The 21,968-nt window shown below is 51.4% G+C and carries 23 protein-coding genes; 9 read left to right on the top strand and 14 right to left on the bottom strand.

The annotated features are described in order from the left end of the window. Nucleotides 1-68: 68 nt before the first annotated feature. The 3 genes from ACWAU0_RS13645 to ACWAU0_RS13655 form a co-directional block, all read right to left on the bottom strand. Nucleotides 69-1,583 carry a TolC family protein gene (locus ACWAU0_RS13645; RefSeq protein ID WP_240348017.1) on the bottom strand — a complete coding sequence of 505 codons (1,515 nt, stop codon included), beginning with the start codon at nt 1,581-1,583 and terminating at the stop codon, nt 69-71. Between the two features lie 243 nt (nt 1,584-1,826). Next, entirely contained in the window at nt 1,827-3,722 is a 1,896-nt protein-coding gene (ftsH, locus tag ACWAU0_RS13650) for an ATP-dependent zinc metalloprotease FtsH (RefSeq protein WP_458136994.1), read from the bottom strand. A gap of 435 nt (nt 3,723-4,157) precedes the next feature. Further along, complete coding sequence (locus tag ACWAU0_RS13655) at nt 4,158-4,544, bottom strand: hypothetical protein (protein ID WP_458136995.1); 387 nt, start codon at nt 4,542-4,544, stop codon at nt 4,158-4,160. A 443-nt stretch (nt 4,545-4,987) separates the two neighbouring features. Between ACWAU0_RS13655 and ACWAU0_RS13660 the strand changes: the two genes are divergently transcribed. The 5 genes from ACWAU0_RS13660 to ACWAU0_RS13680 all read left to right on the top strand — a co-directional run bounded on the left by ACWAU0_RS13660 (nt 4,988) and on the right by ACWAU0_RS13680 (nt 10,737). Then, nucleotides 4,988-5,389, top strand: coding sequence for a hypothetical protein (locus tag ACWAU0_RS13660; protein WP_026603983.1), 402 nt, complete (start codon nt 4,988-4,990; stop codon nt 5,387-5,389). Nucleotides 5,390-5,754: 365 nt separating this feature from the next. Further along, nucleotides 5,755-7,257: a hypothetical protein gene (locus ACWAU0_RS13665; protein WP_458136996.1), complete on the top strand. Its 1,503-nt coding sequence runs from the start codon at nt 5,755-5,757 to the stop codon at nt 7,255-7,257. A 526-nt stretch (nt 7,258-7,783) separates the two neighbouring features. Further along, on the top strand, nt 7,784-8,512 hold the full coding sequence (locus tag ACWAU0_RS13670) for a VPLPA-CTERM sorting domain-containing protein (RefSeq protein ID WP_458136997.1): 729 nt from the start codon (nt 7,784-7,786) through the stop codon (nt 8,510-8,512). A 295-nt stretch (nt 8,513-8,807) separates the two neighbouring features. After that, complete coding sequence (locus tag ACWAU0_RS13675) at nt 8,808-9,806, top strand: sulfate ABC transporter substrate-binding protein (protein ID WP_458136998.1); 999 nt, start codon at nt 8,808-8,810, stop codon at nt 9,804-9,806. Nucleotides 9,807-9,834: 28 nt separating this feature from the next. Further along, entirely contained in the window at nt 9,835-10,737 is a 903-nt protein-coding gene (locus tag ACWAU0_RS13680; RefSeq protein ID WP_458136999.1) for an EAL domain-containing protein, read from the top strand. A gap of 135 nt (nt 10,738-10,872) precedes the next feature. Here ACWAU0_RS13680 and ACWAU0_RS13685 read toward each other — a convergent pair whose 3' ends face one another. From ACWAU0_RS13685 to def, 4 genes are read right to left on the bottom strand one after another with little or no spacing between them, the layout of a single operon-like run. After that, nucleotides 10,873-11,211, bottom strand: a complete 339-nt coding sequence (locus ACWAU0_RS13685; RefSeq protein ID WP_101055009.1) for a DUF2845 domain-containing protein — start codon at nt 11,209-11,211, stop codon at nt 10,873-10,875. Next, entirely contained in the window at nt 11,211-12,044 is an 834-nt protein-coding gene (locus ACWAU0_RS13690; protein ID WP_458137000.1) for a quinoprotein dehydrogenase-associated SoxYZ-like carrier, read from the bottom strand. The genes ACWAU0_RS13685 and ACWAU0_RS13690 overlap by 1 nt, the downstream gene beginning before the upstream one ends. An 18-nt stretch (nt 12,045-12,062) precedes the next feature. Then, a complete protein-coding gene (locus ACWAU0_RS13695; RefSeq protein WP_101055011.1) occupies nt 12,063-12,977 on the bottom strand; it encodes a quinoprotein relay system zinc metallohydrolase 2 in 915 nt (304 codons plus the stop codon). A gap of 11 nt (nt 12,978-12,988) precedes the next feature. Next, nucleotides 12,989-13,516 carry a peptide deformylase gene (gene def / locus ACWAU0_RS13700; protein WP_458137001.1) on the bottom strand — a complete coding sequence of 176 codons (528 nt, stop codon included), beginning with the start codon at nt 13,514-13,516 and terminating at the stop codon, nt 12,989-12,991. A gap of 198 nt (nt 13,517-13,714) precedes the next feature. On the opposite strand from def, the gene ACWAU0_RS13705 reads away from it, so the two are divergent. Continuing rightward, a complete protein-coding gene (locus tag ACWAU0_RS13705) occupies nt 13,715-14,059 on the top strand; it encodes an HvfA family oxazolone/thioamide-modified RiPP metallophore (protein ID WP_101055015.1) in 345 nt (114 codons plus the stop codon). A 51-nt stretch (nt 14,060-14,110) separates the two neighbouring features. Here the strand turns inward: ACWAU0_RS13705 and ACWAU0_RS13710 are convergent, their stop codons facing one another. The 6 genes from ACWAU0_RS13710 to ACWAU0_RS13735 all read right to left on the bottom strand — a co-directional run bounded on the left by ACWAU0_RS13710 (nt 14,111) and on the right by ACWAU0_RS13735 (nt 18,431). Continuing rightward, nucleotides 14,111-14,434, bottom strand: coding sequence for a HesB/IscA family protein (locus ACWAU0_RS13710; protein WP_033155458.1), 324 nt, complete (start codon nt 14,432-14,434; stop codon nt 14,111-14,113). 15 nt (nt 14,435-14,449) lie between these two features. Next, on the bottom strand, nt 14,450-15,553 hold the full coding sequence (locus ACWAU0_RS13715) for a cysteine desulfurase family protein (RefSeq protein ID WP_458137002.1): 1,104 nt from the start codon (nt 15,551-15,553) through the stop codon (nt 14,450-14,452). Further along, complete coding sequence (gene iscR / locus ACWAU0_RS13720) at nt 15,553-16,038, bottom strand: Fe-S cluster assembly transcriptional regulator IscR (protein ID WP_033155456.1); 486 nt, start codon at nt 16,036-16,038, stop codon at nt 15,553-15,555. The genes ACWAU0_RS13715 and iscR overlap by 1 nt, the downstream gene beginning before the upstream one ends. Nucleotides 16,039-16,151: 113 nt before the next feature. Continuing rightward, complete coding sequence (locus ACWAU0_RS13725; RefSeq protein WP_458137003.1) at nt 16,152-16,886, bottom strand: class I SAM-dependent methyltransferase; 735 nt, start codon at nt 16,884-16,886, stop codon at nt 16,152-16,154. A gap of 62 nt (nt 16,887-16,948) precedes the next feature. Then, nucleotides 16,949-17,701: a serine O-acetyltransferase gene (gene cysE / locus ACWAU0_RS13730; protein ID WP_171696016.1), complete on the bottom strand. Its 753-nt coding sequence runs from the start codon at nt 17,699-17,701 to the stop codon at nt 16,949-16,951. A 4-nt stretch (nt 17,702-17,705) separates the two neighbouring features. After that, nucleotides 17,706-18,431: an RNA methyltransferase gene (locus ACWAU0_RS13735; protein ID WP_458137004.1), complete on the bottom strand. Its 726-nt coding sequence runs from the start codon at nt 18,429-18,431 to the stop codon at nt 17,706-17,708. Between the two features lie 90 nt (nt 18,432-18,521). Here ACWAU0_RS13735 and ACWAU0_RS13740 point away from each other — a divergent pair, with 90 nt between their 5' ends. From ACWAU0_RS13740 to ACWAU0_RS13750, 3 genes are all read left to right on the top strand, one after another. Further along, nucleotides 18,522-19,316, top strand: a complete 795-nt coding sequence (locus tag ACWAU0_RS13740; protein WP_033155453.1) for an inositol monophosphatase family protein — start codon at nt 18,522-18,524, stop codon at nt 19,314-19,316. Nucleotides 19,317-19,402: 86 nt separating this feature from the next. Continuing rightward, nucleotides 19,403-20,311, top strand: coding sequence for an NAD(P)-dependent methylenetetrahydromethanopterin dehydrogenase (locus ACWAU0_RS13745; RefSeq protein WP_101055021.1), 909 nt, complete (start codon nt 19,403-19,405; stop codon nt 20,309-20,311). A 47-nt stretch (nt 20,312-20,358) separates the two neighbouring features. Further along, nucleotides 20,359-21,264 (top strand): NAD(P)-dependent methylenetetrahydromethanopterin dehydrogenase, encoded by a 906-nt coding sequence (locus ACWAU0_RS13750; RefSeq protein ID WP_101055023.1) that lies wholly within the window; start codon nt 20,359-20,361, stop codon nt 21,262-21,264. Nucleotides 21,265-21,307: 43 nt separating this feature from the next. On the opposite strand, the gene ACWAU0_RS13755 is transcribed toward ACWAU0_RS13750, so the two are convergent. After that, the gene (locus tag ACWAU0_RS13755; RefSeq protein ID WP_033155451.1) at nt 21,308-21,946 is read right to left on the bottom strand and encodes a response regulator; all 639 of its coding nucleotides are present in this window, start codon (nt 21,944-21,946) and stop codon (nt 21,308-21,310) included. Nucleotides 21,947-21,968: the final 22 nt, after the last annotated feature.

Here is a 21,968-nt window from a genome sequence, read left to right on the forward strand (position 1 = left end):
TCATGCTCAAGACCATCCCGGCGCATGGGTTTGGGGTTACTGGCTGTGTGGTCATGAAAGACGGCCGTTTAAGGCTCATTTGACACGTCCTGGTTTTGCTTGCCTGACACATAAACCAGTGTCGCGGCGGACCGCAATAAGCCCGCACGACTGTCGATTTCGGTAAAGCGGGCCCGCGCCAGATCTTTTTGCGCCGATAACAGTTCGATTACCGTCGAAAAGCCGTGTGTATAGGATTCCTGGGTGGCGGCGTAGGACTCTTCGGCGGCTTTCAACAGCGCCAAGGCAAACTCGCGTTTTTCCAGCGCGGTTTTGGTGTCGGCGTAAGCTTTCCAGATGTCGCGCATGATTTCCAGACGCAAGGCCTCCAACTGGGCTTGGGATGCCGACCTTTTGGCCTCGGCTTCCCGCACCGCATTGCTGCGTTCAAAACCGTCGAACAATGTCCATTCCACATTCAACATGGCCGTATCGACCATGGCGTTGGCGGAATAATTCTCTCCGCCGCTCGGTTTGGTCTGCACGTCACCCCAGTATTGATTGCCGACCATGCCGCGTAGCGATATTTTCGGCCAGAATTCCGCTCTGGCTTTTTTAACCTCCGCTTCGCGGGCGCGCAATTCGGCGAGGCGCGCCAGCAAATCGGGTCGTTGTTCCAAGGCCTGATCGACGATTTTTTCCACCGATTGCGCCAGTTCGGCGGGTAAGGGCAGCTGGCTCAGGTCAACCAGATGCAGGCTATATGCCGGCGAAATACCCAAATTATTGGTCAAATCGGCGCGTGCCTGAGTCACCGAGCCACGCGCATCTTGCAAGTCATAACTGGATTTTGCCTGCTCTTGCAAGGCCAGCAACAAGTCGGGCTTGGTGGCTAGGCCTTGTTTGAGTTTAGCTTGCACCGAGTCGGCGTTGGTCTTGGCCGACTCGAACGTTTGCTGCGCCGCCGTCACCTTGGCCAAGGCGGCCTGATAGGCAAAAAAACTGCTGGCCACCCGATAGGCAATTTCCTGGTGTTTACGGTCGAAGGCAAAATTAGCCGCGGTCAGACGCTCCGTACCGGCATCGACCAGTGCCTCCCGGCGCCCGAAATCGAATAAGGTCCATGCCAAATCCAAACTGGCGAACGCCGCGTAACCGTTGCTGACCAGCGCGCTGCCGGGGATGGGAAAGCTGCTGGTAAAATGTTGGCCGAATGCCATTGCCGTTAGCGTTGGATACCAGGTACTGCGATTTCTTTCCAGGCGCGCGGCAGCGGCTTTTGCTTCCTCCCAGCTAATCCGGGTTTCCGGATGGGTGCGTAAAGCCAAATCCACCAAGGCCGGTAAATCGTAGGTTTGTTGGATATCGATTCCGGCGTCCACAGCGCTGGGACTGGATGTATCAGGTGCTGGCGGCCGGTTTTGGGCTTGATAAGCGCGCCAAGACACAGCCGACTGGGCGGGGACTGGCGGAGTGTTTTCTGCATGCGGTAGCGGCGTCGGCACGCTGCAGGCTGTCAACACTGTCAATGTTGCAGTCGCCGCGCTGCGATAGCTTGGCGCTAAGTAAGCCGATAGTGCCGAATTGGAAACGAATTTTTTCAAGCGTTTATTGGGTTGTCGAATCACTCTAATTTGGAAAAAATCCTCTGGTCATTGCTGTATTGTTTAAACCCGACTCTATCATTTATTTGGGGCCGGCGAGAAACAGTTCATTGATGCAGTTAAGTTTTATAAAGTCGTCGCACGTCAAATTTCGGTTTTTTGATCCCTCGCCCAACCCCGGCCGGCGGGGAGAGAGAGGATCTGCCGAAATTTGCTGTGCGAAGGGGCTGTCAGGTCTTGAGATCACGACAAAGCCGGTATTTTGCCGATAGGAGCTACCGTTTCAGTGGTCGGTCTGGGCGATTTGCCGTTGTCGCAGTGCCGTTTTGCCGGCTGGGCTGCCTTGGGTGGTGCGATCTTGCGGCCCTGCATCAGCTCGTCGATCTGATATTTGTCCAGCGTCTCCCAATCCAGCAAGGCTTGCGCCATATTGTGCAGAATATCCATATGCGTTTTCAGGATGGCTTCGGCGCGTCTGTAGTTATTCGCCAGGGTTTGTCTGATTTCATGATCGATCAGGCGGGCCATTTGCTCGGACATCGGTTTGGTTGAACCCATAAATCCGCTGTCGTTGTCGCCGCAATCCATGGGACCCAGGCGATCAGATAAGCCCCACTTGGTCACCATATTCCGGGCCAATTGAGTAGCACGCTGAATGTCGTTTGAGGCGCCGGTGGTGACTTTGTTTTTGCCGTAAATTAAGGCCTCGGCAATCCGACCGCCGAACAGGCTGGAAATTTGGCCCTCCAGTTTATCTTTGCAGGCACTGTATTGGTCGTGTTCCGGCAGAAACATGGTAATGCCCAGCGCGCCGCCGCGCGGCATGATACTGACTTTGTAAACCGGGTCGTGCTCAGGCATCAAACGGCCGACGATGGCGTGGCCGGCTTCATGGTAGGCCGTCATCAGCAAATCCTCGCGACTCATGATCATGGTGCGTTTCTCGGCACCCATGATGGCTTTGTCGCGGGCGCTGTCCAGGTTGTGCATCGTCACTTCCCGTTGGTTGTTACGGGCAGCGAACAAGGCGCCTTCGTTAATCAGATTGGCCAGTTCGGCGCCAGAAAAACCCGGTGTGCCGCGCGCCAGGTCGGTGATATTCACATCGTCCGCCAAGGGAACGCGGGTGGCGTGGACTTTGAGAATTTGTTCGCGGCCTTTGATGTCGGGCAAGCCGATTTGCACTTGGCGATCAAAACGGCCCGGCCTCAGCAAAGCTTTGTCCAGCACATCGACCCGGTTGGTCGCGGCGATGACGATAATCCCTTCGTTGCCGCTGAAGCCGTCCATTTCCACTAATAACTGGTTAAGAGTTTGTTCGCGTTCTTCGCCGCCGCCGATATTACCGCCGCTACTGCGCTGGCGACCGACGGCGTCGATTTCATCGATAAAGATAATGCAGGGCGCGCGCTTTTTAGCTTGCTCAAACATATCTCTTACCCGGGAGGCGCCGACACCGACGAACATTTCCACGAAGTCGGAACCCGAGATGGAAAAGAACGGTACGCCAGCCTCGCCGGCAATCGCTCGAGCCAGTAGGGTTTTACCGGTACCGGGAGGGCCCACCATCAACACGCCGCGCGGAATTTTGCCCCCCAAAGCTTCGTATTTGCCCGGATCTTTCAGGAAATCGACCATTTCAGCCACGTCCTGTTTGGCTTCCTCGGCGCCGGCCACATCATTGAATCGTATCTTAACTTGATCTTCAGTCATCAATTTGGCCCGACTTTTACCAAAGCCGTTTTGCGCGCCGGCACCCTGTTGCTGCTTACGCATGAAATAGATCAATACCCCGATCAGCAGCAAAGTGGGGGCCCAAGAGAATAACAGTTGCGTCAGGGTGGATTGCGTCTCAGGCCGCTCGACTTTGATCTTGACGTCATATTCCAAAAGATCGTCTATGATCCGCGCATCACCAGGGTTGTAAGTGGCAAAGCGGGTGCCGTTATGGCGGCGGCCGTCGATGGATCTGCCGTCGATCACTACTTCGGCAACGGATTTGCTGCGCACATCCTTAATGAAATCGGAATAGGAAATGTCGTTTTGCGAATTGTAGGAAGACAGCCTGGGATTGAATACCGCGAACATCACGATAGCAATGCCAACGGTTATGGATAGAGCGATGAAGAGCTTTTTCATGATTGCGATCTCCTGTTTAGGATGCAAGGTTCAAGTGATACGCTTCGGCAAGACTTGGGTTGGAGCACGGACGTTTGCCGCATCGAACCAGGCGAGAATAGAGAACCCTGGTTCGACATAAAAAAATCAGCAACTTTTGCGCCATTAATTCGATATAAAAAAGACCCGCATCACCGCTTCGCCAGCTGGCGAACAAGTTAACTGTCACGTTTGTCTTTTCGGAGGTAAGAAAACGCTTGGTCCATAGGTCCAAGGCCGACGCACGCGCATCAAATGCGCCGGCGTTATCCGCAATGCGGGTCGTAAATGGCAGTCTTTACATACAGCTTGAGCCCTACAATGCTCTAGCCTGTGTCCAATTTGTACACAAAACGCCCCGATTTTGTGCGCCGCTCGGCCCTTTGAGGCGTGGCTCAACCGGCGGTTTTACGCGGCTTAATGGCTGGAAATATAAAGAGTGTGCATTTCCTCGTAGCGACTTAAAGCGTCTTTCAAGGATTCGCCGGCCAATTGCAAATCGCCGCCGCGGGCTGCTTTCCATGCGGTATTCAGGCGTTTACCGGCATGCTGGCGTTTGACTTCGAGATCGTTGTTCTCGATGTCTTTTTGCTGTTGCTTGGCATGGCTGACCAGTTCGGCTACCGTTTCCTTGTCCGCCCCGTTTTCTACTGCGGAGATGGACGCTTTGACTTTGGAAATGGTGCTTTCCAGAGCGGCTCTTACTTCTTCGTGGCTAAAAGTCGCCGCGGAGACCGGAAAACTCAGCGCGCTGATAAGGGGGATTGCGATAGAGAAAGTTATGAATTTTTTGCATGACATCATGATGTTAGCCTCGGTAAACCAGAAAAAAAATCGATAGCGGCTTGCGCCTCGGCACTTCAGGATCAAAACGAACTTATGTTTCGAGAGCTTCGTTTCAATTGATAGTGTGGGTAAAGTCTATCAGACTATGGTTCTGATTAGAACTTAATTTGTTTTCATAAGAACTATATGTGTGCTTTTCGTCACACTTTTTATTGCCCCGGATCTTAAATATTGTTCGGATTGAGTGTGTCGAAGGACGCGCGGCATAAGGCTTCGAAGCGCTCAGTCCGAACGGTGTACCCGTGTGAAATAGGGCCGGGTTTATAATTGAGTATGCATAAGCGTGCCAGCCGTAAAGGGCGCGCTGGCGTTTGCTTGATTGAATTGAACACCTGCAATGTGCGGTTTTATTGGTAAGCTAAGGGCATAACTATTCTTATAACCACGCCTCGGAGAAAATAATGATCACGCTATTAAAAATTGCCGCCGCCACTTTGTTGAGTTTGAGCGGCACTGCGGCACATGCCTACGGCAGCAGCCAGAGTTCTCAGCACTGCGATAAACCGGTGTTTTCGGAGTTTCAGCCGGCAACCAATAAATATTTGCAATCGTTCAGCGAGTTTTCGTTGATGGCTTCCGCGAACACCACACCGACATCGGTGGTGGTTAACGTGAGTGCCGGCGAAACCAAATACCATTTCACCTCAAAGCAACTGCAAATCACCCAACAACCTAGCGGCCGCTTGGAGATAAAGGGCAAAGTGGATAGACCTATAGAAGGTGGATTTGCGCGCTTGAGTATTACCGCCCACAGCAAACCCGGTTGTGAAAAAACCGACGGCTATCTGATTCGCATTCATTAATCGCTAATTAATTCGGCCGTCAAACATCGTCGCTCCCGCGCAGGCGGGAGTCCCATTCTTCATGCGGCCGCCGCAATTTCCAAGGTTAGGAATAATCTACACCGGGCATTCAGAGCCTTCCCTTGCGGAATGCTGTAATCACCAAAATCAACGAACAACGCGCATCCGGCAAGACTTGGTATCTGGTCTATAGTTGCGATTGACCGGCATATCCAGTGCTGGGACGTTAGATGCGCTCAGTGTGGCGCCTCATTCCGGTATCGCCACGAGTCGGACGGCCAGTTTTATCCCGCTTGCTGCGCGGTAATTTTCGGAACGACCGGATAGCGTTGACCGCAGTTCAAGCGATTAAAAGGGTGATAACAATGACTAAAAAGCCTGGGTTTTATCTGTTTCCGATGTTGTTTTTCACATCCGCTGCCGCCGCTGATTACAAAGCCGACATCGGCTATCAAGCCTTGCTCACGCAATTAGGTGCAAACACGCCGACCGGCGCTGGTGTCAATGTGGTTCACGCCGAAGCGTCATTAGTCGAATCGCGGGATCACTCGGATTACCCCATCTATGCGCCGAATATTCGTAACACCCAATTCGCCGGTAAGACGTTCAGTTTTCCGGGAAAAAAAGCCAGTACCGCACCATCGGGACATGCTGACAGCGTCGGTGCCAGATTTTACGGTAAGGATTCCATTGCCAACGGCATCGGCAACATTGCCAGTTATGATGCCAACGCCTGGATCGATAGTCTGATTAGTCCAACGGCCTTGGCTCCCTTCAACGCCAGTCGGATTGCCAACCATAGCTGGGTCGGCAAAGGCGACACCGTTCCGGAAACGGCGATGATTTTGCGTTTGGTTGATCGACAGGTGCAGCGCAACCAATTCATCCAAGTGGTTGGTATGCACAATAGCCTCAGCGACTCGCCGCTGTTGGGCAGCACTTACAATGCAATTGCGGTAGGGCGCACGGACGGTAGGCAGGATAGAGGATCCGATGCGGTCGACTCGTTATATATATCGGGGCGGACGCGCCCCGATTTAGTGGCGCCGCAAACCACCACTAGCGGAGCCACACCCATAGTAGCCGCTGCTGCCGCGTTATTAGTTGAGACCGGCCACAAGGGTGGGGCTAATTTATCGCAGGGATCGATTAATATTGAGGGCGTGGGAACCGTTTACAACGCTGAACGCGCCGAAACCGTTAAAGCTGCGTTGCTGGCGGGTGCCGACAGAGCGACGCAGAATACTGCAACCACGGACAACATCGTCGACTATCGCCGCAGCGGGCATCAAACACTGAACGGCCTGGACGATAGATTCGGTGCCGGCCAACTGAATATTTTGCATAGTTACCAAATCATCGCCGGTGGCGAACAAGATAGCCTGGAAGATGGCGGTGCTGCAAACGGCATCGGCTTGGCTGGATTTGATGTCGATACGGCGTTCGGCGGCTTGGCTAGTAATAGTTTGGCGACATACAAATTCGCCGCCGCGACGGCTTTGAATTTGCAGGCGTCTTTGGTTTGGAACCTTGGGGTATCGAACGATCTGAATCTAACAACCACTTTATACGATCTGAATCTGGAGTTATTCGACGCCACGGCGCAAAACATCGCCGCTTTCTCGGCGAGCAGCGCCGACAACAGCGAGAACCTGTGGCTTAGATTGGTCACCGGTCATGACTACGAATTGCGGGTCAAATCCGGCGAAGCCAGTCCGTTCAGTTGGGATTATGCGTTGGCCTGGTATATGAGCCCGCTGCAATCGGCACCGGTGCCTTTGCCGGGGGCGTTTTCCCTGTTTCTTTCCGTACTCGGCGGGTTTGGCTGGCTGGTGCGCGGGAAACGGAGAAATACCGAAGTTTTCTGATTGAAGGAACCTCTGCCCAAGCAGTTTTCATCAGCGGCTGCGCACCCTCTCTTCAGCTTATTCAGTAGACCCTTAAAATACCGGGTTCCGCTATTCCCGCGTTGGCCGGAGCGACGATATTTGAGGGCCGGGTTAATAAGCGGCTTCAGTTAAACCAAAAAATCCGTCATGCCTATGCAGATACCCAAAGGGCATAAATTGTGGCAAATAACTTTGTGCGTAAGTTATTTCACGGAAAATTCACCGCGCATTAATACTGGTCATCTACGTATCTTTCTGTATTTAAACAAAAATGTTTTGTGGTCTGAATATTGTATAGGGATCGCCGTGCTTAGCCATAGGCGTGGAAACGGCTAACACGATGAAGGACTTCCGATAATTCATACTCGTTTCTATAGGCGACTTAGCAAACTAAGTACGCCGCGGCCTACCTGCTTTCAAAGACGAGGGAACGGCGAATTTTTAGAGGCTCCTAAAATCAAGATCCCTACGCGCTTTAACTTCAATCAACATAAAGGTTGTAATCGTGAATAAACTAATAAAATCAATCGGTGTCGCCGGATTGGCGGGGTGTGCGCTCTTTGCCGAGGCCCAAGCAAATACACTGCAAGTGTCAGGCACCATTTATAAAGTAAGCGGCGGTACTACTTACGACACTTGGAAAATCAATATGCTGAGTGGAGGTACATTCAAAGTTGATGTGTTGGCTTATGAGGCTACGCAAAAGCAAACATCCACCGCCGGTTACCAGGAAGTAGACCTGAACAACGACGGTGAAATTACATTTCTGGATCCGGATACTTATATCTACCGCGATGACGGCTTGCTGGATGCCGGCGATATGTTGGCGCGTTGCGACGATTCCGACGGCAATCACTGCCCCGATAGCAGCAATCAGCCGATTTTGACTAACACCGACGGTTCGGCGGACGGTTCGCTTTTCTTGCGCGATCCGGCATTTAACGTAACCTTGCAGGCCGGCAATTATTTGTATCTGGTGGCCGATTACACCTTATCGACCAGTGAAGCCGTCGCGGGTATCAATACTAACGATAACTTGACCTTACCGACCGGGCTTCCCGCCCGCGATCATGGCGACTATCGGCTCACCTTGAGCTCCGATACCCTGAATTTTTCTCTGGCTGGCAATACCATCACCGTCTCGCAAGTGCCGGTTCCCGGCGCCGTTTGGTTATTCGGCAGTGCGCTGGCCGGATTGGCGGCGGTAGGGCGGCGTAAGATAGTTGCGGTTTGACCTTGGTTAACAGCGGGAAGCTTCGGCTTCCCGCTATTTTACGGTCTGGTATCGCACCAAAACTAGCGAACTCCTTACTCGCTGATGTTCCGAAATTTCCCTGAAAGCCTTTGTTTACGGCAAGCCTAGCCATGCGTTGGTTAGGTCTGTATTTGGATTTTTATATCTCAATATAAGATATTTAATTCTAATTATATCGTTTTTGTTGGTTATCGGCTTTGCGTAGCATAAGCCCCGTGGTCAACCAACATTCAGCTTGCCGCAAGCAGATCGATAACTTTTTTCAGGAGCACCCATGAGATTCACCCATACCTTCAAGCCCTTACTCTTCGGCATCGCCCTGGCCCTCAGCGGCAATGCGCTGGCCGAACGCACCCTGCTGAACGTGTCATACGACCCGACCCGCGAGTTGTATAAAGAATATAACCAACTGTTTACCCAATACTGGAAAACCAAAACCGGCGAAGACGTCAGTGTCCAGCAATCCCACGGCGGCGGCGGCAAGCAAACCCGCGCCGTGATCGACGGCCTGGAAGCCGACGTGGTGACCTTGGCCCTGTCCGGCGACATCGATCAAATCCACGAGAAAGCCAATCTGTTGCCTAAAGATTGGCAAAGCAAATTGCCCAACAATAGCCTGCCTTACACCTCGACTATCGTGTTCCTGGTGCGCAAGGGCAATCCCAAAACCATTAAAAATTGGGACGATCTGATCAAAGACGGCGTCTCCGTCGTCACCCCCAACCCGAAAACCTCCGGCGGTGCCCGCTACAACTACTTGGCGGCCTGGGCGTTCGCGGAAAAGAAAAACGGCAGCAAGGACGCCGCCAAGGCTTTCGTGGAGAAACTGTTTAAAAACGTACCGGTATTGGATTCTGGTGCGCGCGGCTCCACCACTACTTTTGCCGAACGCGAAATCGGCGATGTGTTAATTACCTGGGAAAACGAAGCGTATTTGGTGCTCAAAGAATTCGGCGCCGATAAATTCGAAGTCGTCACCCCGCCGTTCAGTATCCTGGCCGAACCGCCGGTCGCGGTGATCGAAGCAGTGGCGAAAAAGAATGGTAACCAGGATCTGGCGATCGAATACCTGAAATATCTCTACACCAAAGAAGCCCAAGAGATTATCGCCAAAAATTTCTACCGGCCCACCGACAAAGACATCGCAGCTAAATACGCCAAACAATTCCCGACCTTGGAACTAGTCAGCGTAGGCCAATTGGGTGGCTGGGGTTTGATTCAAAAAGAACACTTCGACGATAACGGCGTGTTTGACAAAATTTACGGGCGCTAAGAAGGTTTAGGCAGAGGAGGGTGTAGCCATGGTGGAAAATACCATCGAATTGCTCCGTGACGATTTGGAACGGGCCTTGTATCTGGATTTGGACGAATTCAAACTGGAAATCGAGCAACAGGAAGTACTGAGCCGGTTTATCGGCCTGAAATTGCGCAGCGAGTTTCAACCGATATTCGATGCCGGCAAATCCCAGGGACTGCTTGGCTACGAAGCCTTGCTGCGCACCTCCACCGGCTTGGAAGCCGTGGGTCCGGATTTTGCGTTCAGTTGGGCGGACAACCAGGGCAAATTGGTGAAGCTGGATAGGGTGGCTAGAACCCTGCACATGCTGAATTATCTGAATCTGCCGGCGGACAAAGGCTTGTTGTTTTTAAACGTGCACCCCAAATTGCTGGTTAGCGTGAATACGCACGGCAAGGTGTTCGAGCACATTTTGCATCTGCATTCGGTGCCGACCACCAGGGTGGTGCTGGAGATCATGGAAAACGCGGTGGAAGCCGATCAACAGTTGCTGGAAGCGGTGGACAATTACCGCGACCGCGGCTTCCAGGTGGCTATCGATAACTTCGGCAGCCGGCATTCCAATCTGGACCGCTTGTGGCGCTTATCGCCCAGCTTTGTGAAATTGGATTTAAGCATCATCCATCAGGCGCAAACCGATGCCAAGATCCGCCGGGTGTTGCCGAAATTAATCGAAATCATCCAGGCTCTGGGCGCGCAAGCGATTATCGAAGGCATTGAAAACGAGGTGCAACTGGATATTGCCTTGGATGCCGGCGGTAAATTGCTGCAAGGTTATTTCCTGGGCCGGCCTGCTGCGGCTGGGTATTGGCAAAAACCCAGGCTGGCGGCGCAAGAGAATCTGTTAATGCCCGGTGCGCCGATGCATTTCGGCAGTTTCAGCGTCCCGGCTCAGCACGGTATGTAGTGTGTAGCGACTGCAAGATAGTTTGATGGTTTACCGAAAACTCGGTGAGATGTGCTCTCCTGTGGCAATCCTGCTAACCCCGCCTTCTCGGCGGGGGCTTTTTTGAGGTTGGGTCAGGGCTGAAAACCTTGCGATTTAGTATCCGTAACTCAAATTGCTGATTTTTTTCAACTCCCCATCTTCAAACTCCAGCAACTGCTGAAACTTGCGTGGCCCGAAGTTGTAAATCCATTCTTCGATCAGCACCTCTTCAAATTGATCTACCTCCAACGCGCCGTAGGGATGCCGTAAGCGGCTGCCGCGGATTGCGCGGCGCTGTTCGACCGAATCCGGTTCCCCGCATTTGTCCAAGACTTCGGCTTTATAATCACCCACCTGGACCAGTTTATGTCCACAGCGCAGCGCAAGCGCATCGCCGGCAAATACCAGCATGCCCAATCCCAACAAAATGCCTCTGATTGGCGAACGGGTCATTAAGGGCTTACCGTATAACTTTGCGAGTAGCTACCGCCTTTATTGCAAACGTTTCGGCTGGTGGGCGATTCACAGGATACATCGGTAAATTCGGCTTTTAACTCGCCGGCCTTATCCGGCACAAAGTAGAAGCGGAAATTAGGGTCGGCGCTAATCGCAATATCGATTTTGGCGTTAAGCACGGGCTTGTCGTTAAAAGTCACTTTTAGTTGATCGATAAAGTGCGATTTTCGGATGAATCGGGTCATTTGATCCATCTGCATGCCCGTAAGGTTGGGATGGCTGATCATCAATTGCGTCAAAGCCGGTTGGCCGCTTTGAATACCGTCGTCAAGCCGAAACTTAACTTTGCCTAGCCGCTTCATGGCTTCATCCAGGTCCGCACCAATCGGCGCAGAGCAACCGCCGCTGGCTTTGACAAATTTTTTGGTCATGCTGAACTTGCCGTCATTGGTTTCGGCAACCGCGCGAATGTCGCTATAGGTATTGACGCGCACTCGCAAAGCCAGATCGGCTTTACCGCTCTCCGGAAAGAACTCGAATTCACCAACAAATGGAAACGGATTTTTATCGACAAACAGCCAGATTTTTTTGATGTATTTGTCTTTGCTTTGTGCAAATTTGCTGGTGACTTTAACCGGTACAATCGCCGGATCTTCCGCCCGATAAGGCGCATCCAATTCGATAACCGCATTGGATTCGTCGATATTTTTACCGGCGAAAAACTGGCTTTTCAAAACCGTGTTCCAGGTAATGTCATCGCCTTCCGCAGCAGCGGTCGCGGGCAAAATCATTAAAGCCAGCAGATAAATAAGGTTGTAAGGTTTATGCATGCTTTTACTCTCCTCTGTTTAATCTTCCCATTCCAGCTCGGCAAATGCGATAGTCACGTTTTTGCGGTGGAATTGTTCAAATAGCTGCCAATTTTTTTTAGCAGGCAAGCCGACGGTATTCACGGCCTGCTCGAGGGTTTTGCCCTGTTTGATCATAGCCCTTACTTCGGTAGCCAGACTGTTCAAATAGGCTTTTTGCGGCTGCAGACTTGCCGGCCAATCTTTAACTAAAAGACCGTGACCGGGGACGACCAGTTTGTAGTGATTTTTCTCCAAGCGCTCCATCTCAGACAACCAGCCTTTGATGCTGCCGTCTATCACCGGGATATGCTCTAAAAACAACAGATCCGCTAGCCACATAGTATCGGTGGTCTTGTCGTAGACGCTTAAATCGTTATCGGTATGCGCACTGGGATGGGCGGTCAGCAGCAGTTCACGATTACCGATGTTCAGGGTCATGCTGTCATTCACCTCTATATCGGGCGGAATAATGTTGTCGTGATTGACGTGAATATCCAGCAATTCCGCTGCGCGACCGAGATAATGGTCGCCGCGCGTGGCCATGGCTCGCGCCAGCTTATAATGGCCGACAAACTGGACGCCCGGTTCCTTGAAAGCGATATTGCCGTAGATATGGTCGGGATGCACATGGGTGTTGATCACATAGCAAACCGGTTTGGTGGTCACTTGCTTGATGGTATTTCGCAACGCGGCACCCTGCTGTGGACTGCCGCCGCTATCGATCACCGCTACGCAGCGCTCACCAACAATAAAGCCGATATTGGCAATCTCGCCGTGATTATCTCGATCCGGCCAATGATGTGCTGAGATATGCAGATAGATGCCCGGCGCCACTTGGCTGAAAGACAGCGGCGGCAGAGCCATACTGCTGTAACTAGTCAATAGACCCACTAATAACAACACAAACTTCATCCAATCGACTCCTATGCGGCGATACGTTTGAAAAATTCGGTTTCGGCGATAATATCTTGGTTATTTTCCACCCTATCCAGATAGACCAATCCCAATAGATGATCGAACTCGTGTTGGAAGACGCGGGCTGGAAAATCCTGCAAGGCCAAGCGGTGGGTTTCACCTTGCCGATCTTGATATTGCACTTCGATAGCCCGGTAACGCGGCACTAGCGCCCGGATACCCGGCACGCTTAAACAGCCTTCCCAGTCTTTATGCAATGAGTTATCGACAATCTTAAAACTTGGATTGACCATCAGAATCGGCGGCATTTCCGGAGCATGGGGATAACGGGCTGTCGGCCGGGAAGCGATGATCAAAATTTGCCGGGAAGCACCCAACTGCGGGGCGGCTATGCCGACACCATTAGCCTCCAGCATAGTCTCATGCAGGGTTTCAATCAGTTTATGGAACTCCGGGCAGGCAAAGTCGTCAACAGGCTGCGCCTGCTGCCGCAATACCTCGGCTCCCAGTTGGGCAATCGGTGTTTTCGAAGTCATGGTTGTGCCGGATAGCGTATAGGCAGGTTGCGGAAATAAGTCGTTTCGGGCGAGAGTATACTGCCGATTGGCGTAATCTTCCTGCCTTTACTTTACAAGGCTTTTTTGTGATATTAACAACAGGCCAGTTGCCGGAAATGCAGGGCTCCGGTTGCAAACCGCTTATTAGAACAATTCGTTTTTTCCACAGGAGATAGTATGAAGAAAATCAACAAAACCCCGTTCGCCATTGCAATCGGCGCATCTCTGCTGCCAACGCTGGCGGGCAATTTTGCTCAAGCTGACAGCAATCCGTTTGCGTTGTCTGAGTTAAGCTCAGGCTATATGCTGACTGCCGAAGCCAAACCTGAAGCCGGTGCCGATAAAATGAAGGACGGTTCTTGCGGCGAAGGCAAATGCGGTGCGTCCATGATGAAAAAAAGCACTGATAGCAAAGCCGCTACCGAAGGCAAGTGTGCTGGTAACAAACCGGCTGCTCCAGCCGCCGACAAAGCCGCTGACGGCAAAAAAATGGAAGGAAACTGCGGCGCTAATATGAAATAAGTGCCGATGACGCCGGCTTTATTGAGATTGCAAAGCCGGCGTTTTTATAAGCTAAACCGAAAAACTCTCCCCGCAACCGCAAGTCCCTTTTACATTGGGGTTGTTGAATTTAAAGGCCTCGTTAAAACCTTCCTTGGCATAATCCAGCTCAATGCCGCTCAATTTATCCAAATCAGCCTGTTTTACTAGCACTTTTACGTCGTGTTGATCGAATACCACCTCATCGGCTTCGGCCTGATCGGCATAATCCAACACGTAGGCATAGCCGGAGCATCCGGAAGTTTTTACGCCCAATCTCAAGCCTAAGCCTGTGCCGCGCTTTTGTAACTGTTTTTGGATTTGCCGGGCGGCACTTTCGGTCACGGTAATAGCCATTACTCATTCTCCTAATTAATTTGCTATCAATGTTTTTAACACATCGACGAATTGATCGATTTCGGTTTCTTGGTTGTCTTTACCCAAACTGACGCGGATAGCCGATTTAGCCAAAGAGGCTTCCACGCCCATAGCCGTCAATACCGGGCTGATTTCGCCGGACGATGCTGAACAGGCGGAGCCGCTGGAAACCGCGATATTGCGCTGATCCAACTGCATTAATAACATTTCGCCGCTAATGCCGGAAATACCAAACTGCATGGTATTCGGTAATCTTGGGGCGTGTTCGGCAAAGATCACCAAGCCCGGAATGGTGCGTAGAGCTTGTTCCAAATGCATTCTCAGCGCCAGCGTACGAGCTTGTCTTGCGTCTATTTCTGTCTTAGCCAACTCGGCTGCTTTGCCAAAACCCACTATTGCCGCGACATTTTCTGTTCCGGCCCGCCAGCCATACTGCTGATCGCCACCGCGTAGCCAAGGCTTTAGAACAAAATCTTCTGCCACGACCAACGCCCCGCAGCCTTTTGGACCGTATATTTTGTGGCTGGATAAACTCATCAATTTAACGCCCAGCTTTTTGAACGAAAATGAGATTTTACCCAAGGCCTGGACGGCGTCGGTATGCAGGTTGACACCTCGCTCAGCCAAACGTTCGGCGATGGCTGCAAGGTCTTGAACAACGCCGGTTTCATTATTCGCTAACATCACCGAGGCCATGTCGCCGGCTTGCCAATTTGCTTTGTCCAGCGCGAGTAAGGGCATTCTTCCAGCGCCATCCACCTCAAGCGTTTGCAAGTCGCGAAAACACTGCCGGAAGTATGCGGCGTTTTCGAATATGGAGGGGTGTTCGATTGCAGAAATTGCTAGTCCGCAGTCACGGGCGTTGGCTAGTGCCAAGGCATTTGCTTCAGTCCCGCCACTGGTAAATACAATCTGCGCTCCTGATGCATCTATCAGCCCCGATATTTGCTCCCTGGCGGTGTCGATGGCGCTACGGGCTATGCGGCCAATCTTATACAAACTGGACGGATTGCCGTACATGCCATGCAAATAAGGCAACATGGCTTCCACCACTCGCTCGTCACAACGGGTGGTGGCGTTATGATCCAGATAGATCATTACGCGATGCGTTTTTCCTGCCGAGGTTGCATTTCGATGACATGTTCGACTTGTTTGCTCTGTCTTTTTGCCACGTCACTGACAAAATCGCGCTCCAGTAATTGTCCAAGACTAATTTCTTTTAAGTAAGCGCGAATTTGCTCGCTCAAGCCCATCCACAAATCGTGGGTCAGGCAAGGCTCATCGTTGTGGCAATTGGCCTTGCCACCGCATTTGGTCGAATCGACAGGTTCGTCGACTGCTTCGATAATGTCGGCAATATTAATTTCCCGGGCGCTACGACTAAGTGTGTAACCGCCGCCGGGCCCTCTAACGCCTTTCACCATGCCGGCCTTGCGTAAACGAGCAAACAATTGTTCAAGATAAGACAAGGAGATGGTCTGCCGAGTCGCAATGTCAGTCAAAGTAACCGGGTTGGCTTGACTGTGAAAAGCCAAATCCAGCATCGCGGTGACCGCGTAACGCCCTTTTGTGGTAAGCCGCATTTCAAACCCCTTACAAACTAATGAAAATAATGCTGACTATAAATAAACCCAGTAATTTGGTCAAGTATTTACCGTGGACTAACCTCTCACATCCTAATTTGCGAGTTACACCATTATCCGAATCGTTTTTTTGCCACGAGTTGGTAGCTGTAGGGCATAAAGTCATCTTGCTGGCCGAGGCTGCTAATTGCTTTAGCAAGCAAGTTGATGAATAAAATGATGATGGGTGCCAATATAGAAAAAATTAGGGCTGGTTTTTTTTGAGCGATCCATCCGAATACAACTTTAGTAATGGCGATATTCGTCAGCAACGCAGCTGTTTCAATTGGCAGGCCTTGAGCATTACAACACTCAATATCCAAACCATGTTTATCCGCAAGTTCGGCAAAACCATGGCGAGTTAATCGCGAATAATCCCTGGGTTCATCGTGTAAAGGATACAAGAACGGTATTTGAACTATCAAACTGCCACCAGGCCGTAACACTCTACTGATTTCACAAAGAGCATCTTCGGCGGAGGGTAAGTGCTCCAACACGTCTAACAGCAGTGCCACATCGATTGTCGAAGTTTGTATTGGTAAATGACAAGCATCACCGAAAACATCTGGTACCGAGCTATACCAATCAGTAGCTGTCTCGAAATAGTCCAGACCTATGTAGTGGCAATTTTTTGGTAATAACTGACGAGGCCATTTGTTAAAGCAGCCTATGTCTAGTACGGTCTTGTCGTTACCAATTGATTTTAAATGCTCGGCAGTTTTATTTATGCCTTGCGTAAACAACCACTGCGGGTGAAAAGGCGTGTTGGCCAGTGGCTTGAGGAGGTTTTTCAACGCTCTGATATTCATTTTGCAGACCTTTTTTTGCTTTCTGAAGACTGCCCAAGAGAAATGCCCAAGCCATCTATAAGTTATTGTTTGTCCTTAATTTCACAATCATCCAAAGCCGACATGGCCTGGCGGTGGCAATTGATGCCAGCATCGTTTAGCACCTGTTGCATATCGGCTATTTGCTTGTCGAGCTGATGGATATGGTCAAGCATCAGATTGATAGCGTTAGCGATAGGATCCGGCATATCACCCGTGGCGCCGTATGCATCGAAACCCATTTTCTGTGCCATTGCATCGCGCCGGGCTTTTTCTTGTTTGGCTTTTGGGTCGACGATATGTGCGGGAATCCCAACTACCGTCACCCCCATTGGCACCGATTTTACTACGACCGAATTCGAACCGACTCTCGCGCCATCGCCGACCTCAATCGGTCCCAGCACCTTGGCCCCAGCCCCTATTACTACGCCATTGCCCAGGGTCGGGTGGCGCTTACCCTTGTTCCAACTGGTGCCACCCAAGGTCACGCCATGGTATAGCGTGCAATCGTCCCCAATCACGGCAGTTTCACCGATCACCACCCCCATGCCATGGTCGATAAAGAACCGCCGGCCGATTTGCGCGCCGGGATGAATTTCGATACCGGTTAGCCACCGGCCCAAGAACGATACATAACGACCGGCCCACCTAAAGCCACGCAACCATAACCAGTGGCTGCAACGGTGAATCAATACGGCGTGAAAGCCGGGGTAGGTGGTTATCACTTCAAAAGCCGACTGCGCGGCCGGGTCCCGGGCAAATACGCAGTTAATATCTTCTTTGAGTCTGGCCAGCATGGGTTTATTTGGCGTTGTGATTTTGTGAGAAGCGCAGTATGCCCCTCAGGATATCCAGCTCCTTGGTATCAAGCTGGGTCCGATTAAAGATGCGCCGCAAGCGACGCATGATTGATTTAGAACGCTCCGGGTGCAGAAAACCAATATCCGCCATGGTCTGATGGAGATGCACATAAAAGGCTTCCATCTGTTCGGCCGTCGCCAGAGGTTCTTCACCCATATCGCCCACATTGCTGACCATTTCCTGGCCGGATGCGACGAATAGCTCGTAGCACACAACTTGCACTGCGGCCGCCAAGTTCAGCGAGCTATATTCTGTGTTGCACGGAATCCGCAACAAATAGTGGCATAAGTCCAATTCATGGTTTTTTAAACCGGAGTTTTCCCGGCCGAACACCAAGGCGATATTTTGCTCCGGTGATGTAACTACCCATTTTTCGGCAGTTTGCCTGGCAGTCAAGCTTGGCCAGCTGATGGTTCTATCGCGTGCGCTGGAGCCCAATACTACCTGGCAATCGGCAATAGCATCTTGTAAAGAACCGAAGACAGTTGCCGATCTAAGCACATCGTCGGCCCCGGACGCTCTGGCCGTGGCATCGGCATGCGGAAAGCTTTTTGGAGACACCAAGCGCAGTTGGTCCATCTGCATATTTTTCATGGCTCTAGCCACCGCACCGATGTTGCCGGGATGGGAAGTCTCCACTAAAACCACTTTAAAATGTGATAGCAATGCCCGGCCTCTGCGGCTAAAAAAGCAGCGATTCTAGCAAAATTTGCTATCCTATCCGAGTTTTCTAACTGCTCATTTTCAATTCGATCTATGCATCCGATGCTTAATATTGCCGTCCGCGCAGCGCGGAACGCCGGCGACCTAATCCAACGCTCTTCACAAAATATCGAGAAACTCACTATCGATCAAAAAAGCCGTAATGACTACGCCTCCGAGGTTGACCGGGCCGCCGAGCAGGAAATTATCAAAGTCATTCGCGCCGCGTTTCCCGACCATGGCATTCTCGCCGAAGAAAGCGGCGAACACAAAGGTAACGACTACACCTGGATAATTGACCCTTTGGATGGCACCACTAATTTTTTACACGGCTTTCCACAATATGCCGTGTCTATAGCGCTAAAAAACAAAAATAAACTAGAGTTGGGTGTGATTTACGACCCTAGCCGCGACGAACTCTTCACTGCCGAACGTGGCGGCGGCGCTATGTTGAACAATCGTAAAATCCGGGTCACCAAACAAAGCAGTATGCGCGGCGCCCTGATTGGCACGGGTTTTCCATTTAAAACCATGGAAAATATCGAACCCTATTTGGGCATGTTTAAAGCCGTTTGTGCCGACTCAGCAGGTATCCGCCGCGCCGGAGCCGCCGCACTGGACATGGCTTATGTGGCCTGCGGTCGTCTGGATGCGTACTGGGAAATCGGCGTGAAGGAATGGGATATTGCCGCCGGCGTATTGCTGGTGCAGGAAGCTGGTGGTGTCGCCACAGATTTTTCCTTTAACGACAAATACTTACAGTCCGGCAACATCATTGTTGGCAACCCTAAGATGCATCAATTGATGTACCACGCCATCGAGCCGCATGTGCCGGCGCGCTTAAAATAATGCGCAATTCGGCATTTAGCCTAAAATTGTTATCGTCTTGCCTTTTCTTTTATACTTACCGGCTAATCAAATTATAAGAGGCCATCATGGAAAAACCCTTTATCCTGCACATGCTGACTACAGCCAAGAACTTAAGCCCGTTCGACGTCAATATGGCGATGGACGCAGGCTGGATTTCAGCAATCCCCTACATCAATGTTGAACCCAGCGAAGTCAGGGGCTTGGTCCAAGATGCTATTTTTTCGCGCAGCCCGAAAGGTCTGTTGCGCACCGCCATCTTTATCGGTGGCCGGGAGACCAAGCAAGCAATGGATATGTTGAAAATGGCCAAGAATTCCATGGTCCCGCCTTTCGAAGTATCGGTATTCGCCGATCCTAGCGGTGCATTCACTACGGCAGCCGGTATGGTCGCAGCAGTTGAAAAAGAACTGGCTGAAAAATTCGACACCACCTTGGAAGGTAAAAACGTGATCGCCCTGGGCGGTACCGGTCCGGTCGGTCAAGCGGCTGCGGTGATTGCAGCTCAAGCAGGCGCTAAAGTCAGAATTATCGGCAGGCAACTCGATAAAGCCGAGCGCACCGCAGAGCTATGCAGCGAAGAATTTGGCGACGGCAAAATTACGGTGCTGGCAGGCGCCGACGCCGATAAGGCCGAATACATGAAAACCGCCGATGTGGTTTTTGCAACGGGTGCGGCCGGCATTGAATTGCTCAGCACAGAATTAATCTCCCAAGCTGCGCAATTGAAAGTAGCCGCTGATGTCAATGCGGTGCCGCCGGCCGGCATTGCCGGTGTGGATGCGTTCGATAACGGCAAACCGTTAGCCGGATCCACCAGCGGTGCGGTAGGTATAGGCGCGCTAGCGATAGGCAACATCAAATACCAAGCGCAAAGTCGTTTGCTGAAAAGAATGCTGGAAAGCGATCAACCGCTATTCTTACATTTCGAACACGCTTTTGAAGTCGCTCGCGAATTCATCAAATCGTCTAAGTAATTAGCTAAGCTCCCCAAAGTCTGCCTATCACAGAGGGTAAGGTAAAAATGGCAAAACGCAGCATACTTCACATGTTCGACCCGATGCCAAACAACAGTCCGTTTGACATTAACATGGCACTCGACGCAGGCTTTGATGTGCTGATGCCGTATTCCAACGTCAAATTGGAGACCATTCACAATTTGACCCAAGATGCGATTTTTTCGCGTAGTCCGTCGGCCAGTAAGAAAACCGCTATCTTTATCGGCGGCAGGGATATGGGCATGGCTATTGACATGCTGCAAGCCACCAAGCCGGCCATGGTGCCGCCGTTTGAGGTTTCAGTATTTGCCGATCCGAGCGGTGCTTGCACCACCGCAGCAGCTTTGGTGGCGTGCGTGGAAAAGGCGCTTAAACAACATCATGGTAAGGAATTGAAGGGCAGTAAAGCGGTAGTGTTCGGCGGCACCGGTCCGGTCGGCATCGCCACCGGCGTGATAGCGTCGTTGCAAGGCGCGGAAACAATCTTGGTGGATCATCTATCAATAGATTCCGCAAAAGACGCGGCCAAACAATATAACCGGCGTTTTGGTGCCACCATGAGTGGCGGAGTTGCCCGCAATGACGAAGAAAAAGCCGCGTTAATAGCCGATGCAGACTTAGTATTCTGCACGGCAAAGGCCGGTATTCGAGTTATCAATGCGGCCGTTCTGGCGCAAGCCAAGCAGTTGAAAGTAGCCGGTGATGTCAATGCCGTACCGCCTTCCGGTATAGAAGGCGTAGAGTTAAATGATTTATCAGCACCATTAAGCTTGGCGAATCAAGCGACAAATGCGGTCGGTGTCGGTGCGCTGGCGATAGGTAATGTCAAATATCAGTTGCAACATGAATTGTTGAAAATGATGCTGGAAGCGGAAAAACCGGTCTTTCTGGATTTTCGGGAAGCCTTTACCAAAGCCCGCACCTTGGTCTGACTACTCTAGGGATGTGTGGCAAACAGCCTCGCATCCCTGTTTTTTAAAGGGCATCAAGATAATTAAATTTGACTGCCAATCTGGTCAACTCCACATCGTTCTTTATATTCAATTTGCGATACAAGCGATAGCGGTAGGTGTTGATGGTCTTGTCGCTCAGTTGCAAAGCCTCCGACATTTCCTGAATGCTCCTGCCACGCAAAATCAGACGTACTACTTCAGCCTCACGCTGGGAAAGCTGTAAAAAAGGCGAGACATCCGCGCCAGGCAAAAACTGAAAAGCCAAATTACTGGCCACGTCCTGGCACAAATAGCGCTTACCGGAAATTACCGATTTAATTGCCGCCACCATTTCGCTGACCGGCGAAGCCTTGGATACAAAGCCGACCACACCTAGTTTCAGCAACTGTTGCGGTATGGGGCCGTCGTTATGCACCGACAAGGCGATGATTTTAATCGATGGCTGCGATTGCAGTATGCGCCGGCACGCTTCAAACCCGCCTATGCCGGGCATATTAATGTCCATCAAAATGACATCGGGCGGCTCTTGTTCGACAATCCGCAAAGCCTCCTCGCCACAATTACAGACGGCGACCACCACAATATCCTTTTCAGCTGCCAACAAAGCTTCTATACCGCTTCTGACAAGCTCATGATCATCAACCAGCAATACTTTAATCATAACTTCCTTTTTCTGGGGCTTC

The sequence above is a fragment of the Methylomonas sp. Uni0009 genome (assembly GCF_054188105.3).

Bases quoted from the DNA above. Each gene is read 5' to 3' on its own strand.
- cysE (WP_171696016.1), bottom strand. From the start codon at position 17,701: ATGCTGGCCAGACTCAAAGAAGATATTAACTGCGTATTTGCCCGGGAC.
- ftsH (WP_458136994.1), bottom strand. From the start codon at position 3,722: ATGAAAAAGCTCTTCATCGCTCTATCCATAACCGTTGGCATTGCTATC.
- ACWAU0_RS13660 (WP_026603983.1), top strand. From the start codon at position 4,988: ATGATCACGCTATTAAAAATTGCCGCCGCCACTTTGTTGAGTTTGAGC.
- iscR (WP_033155456.1), bottom strand. From the start codon at position 16,038: ATGCGGCTTACCACAAAAGGGCGTTACGCGGTCACCGCGATGCTGGAT.
- ACWAU0_RS13680 (WP_458136999.1), top strand. From the start codon at position 9,835: ATGGTGGAAAATACCATCGAATTGCTCCGTGACGATTTGGAACGGGCC.
- def (WP_458137001.1), bottom strand. From the start codon at position 13,516: ATGACTTCGAAAACACCGATTGCCCAACTGGGAGCCGAGGTATTGCGG.
- ACWAU0_RS13705 (WP_101055015.1), top strand. From the start codon at position 13,715: ATGAAGAAAATCAACAAAACCCCGTTCGCCATTGCAATCGGCGCATCT.
- ACWAU0_RS13675 (WP_458136998.1), top strand. From the start codon at position 8,808: ATGAGATTCACCCATACCTTCAAGCCCTTACTCTTCGGCATCGCCCTG.
- ACWAU0_RS13685 (WP_101055009.1), bottom strand. From the start codon at position 11,211: ATGACCCGTTCGCCAATCAGAGGCATTTTGTTGGGATTGGGCATGCTG.
- ACWAU0_RS13715 (WP_458137002.1), bottom strand. From the start codon at position 15,553: ATGATCTATCTGGATCATAACGCCACCACCCGTTGTGACGAGCGAGTG.
- ACWAU0_RS13750 (WP_101055023.1), top strand. From the start codon at position 20,359: ATGGCAAAACGCAGCATACTTCACATGTTCGACCCGATGCCAAACAAC.
- ACWAU0_RS13655 (WP_458136995.1), bottom strand. From the start codon at position 4,544: ATGATGTCATGCAAAAAATTCATAACTTTCTCTATCGCAATCCCCCTT.
- ACWAU0_RS13710 (WP_033155458.1), bottom strand. From the start codon at position 14,434: ATGGCTATTACCGTGACCGAAAGTGCCGCCCGGCAAATCCAAAAACAG.
- ACWAU0_RS13745 (WP_101055021.1), top strand. From the start codon at position 19,403: ATGGAAAAACCCTTTATCCTGCACATGCTGACTACAGCCAAGAACTTA.
- ACWAU0_RS13755 (WP_033155451.1), bottom strand. From the start codon at position 21,946: ATGATTAAAGTATTGCTGGTTGATGATCATGAGCTTGTCAGAAGCGGT.
- ACWAU0_RS13665 (WP_458136996.1), top strand. From the start codon at position 5,755: ATGACTAAAAAGCCTGGGTTTTATCTGTTTCCGATGTTGTTTTTCACA.
- ACWAU0_RS13695 (WP_101055011.1), bottom strand. From the start codon at position 12,977: ATGAAGTTTGTGTTGTTATTAGTGGGTCTATTGACTAGTTACAGCAGT.
- ACWAU0_RS13725 (WP_458137003.1), bottom strand. From the start codon at position 16,886: ATGAATATCAGAGCGTTGAAAAACCTCCTCAAGCCACTGGCCAACACG.
- ACWAU0_RS13690 (WP_458137000.1), bottom strand. From the start codon at position 12,044: ATGCATAAACCTTACAACCTTATTTATCTGCTGGCTTTAATGATTTTG.
- ACWAU0_RS13740 (WP_033155453.1), top strand. From the start codon at position 18,522: ATGCATCCGATGCTTAATATTGCCGTCCGCGCAGCGCGGAACGCCGGC.